The sequence below is a fragment of the Anaerotignum faecicola genome (assembly GCA_024460105.1).
In the GTDB taxonomy this organism is placed as follows: domain Bacteria; phylum Bacillota; class Clostridia; order Lachnospirales; family Anaerotignaceae; genus JANFXS01.
In genome coordinates this window covers 1-428 of sequence record JANFXS010000355.1, presented here as the reverse complement: position 1 = coordinate 428, position 428 = coordinate 1, and the positions used below count along the sequence as shown (strand labels likewise).

The following is a 428-nucleotide window of genomic DNA, read 5'->3' as shown; positions in this document are numbered from 1 at the left end:
CACGATTTCTGGGAATTCGTCTGTGTGGACAAGGGAGTGATTGACGTTGTGGCCGGTGAGAAACGGATTCCTTTAAAACGCGGGAATATTATTTTCCATCAACCGGGAGAATTTCATAACATTATTACCAACGGCGAAGTGGCGCCGAATCTGGTGGTCATCGGATTTGAGTGCCATTCCCCCTGCATGAAGGCGTTTGAAAGGAAGATACTCACTGTATCGGAGACAGAACGGGAACTGCTGGCGAGAATTATCATAGAAGCCCGCAATGCGTTTTCCGGTCGGATGGACGACCCATATCAGGAAGAACTGGTACGGAATCCTTCTCCCCTTGCATTCGGAGCTGAACAGATGATCGCCAACTACTTGGAAGAACTGATCATTCATCTCTACCGAAGATACTTCGAAAATCCCGGGCAGTTTAAAAC

At 47.9% G+C, this 428-nt stretch carries 1 protein-coding gene; it reads left to right on the top strand.

Annotated elements, in window-relative coordinates; genetic code table 11:
• Nucleotides 1–24: 24 nt before the first annotated feature.
• Nucleotides 25–428 (top strand): AraC family transcriptional regulator (locus NE664_14350; protein ID MCQ4727816.1); only part of this gene is annotated, 404 nt, incomplete at its 3' end.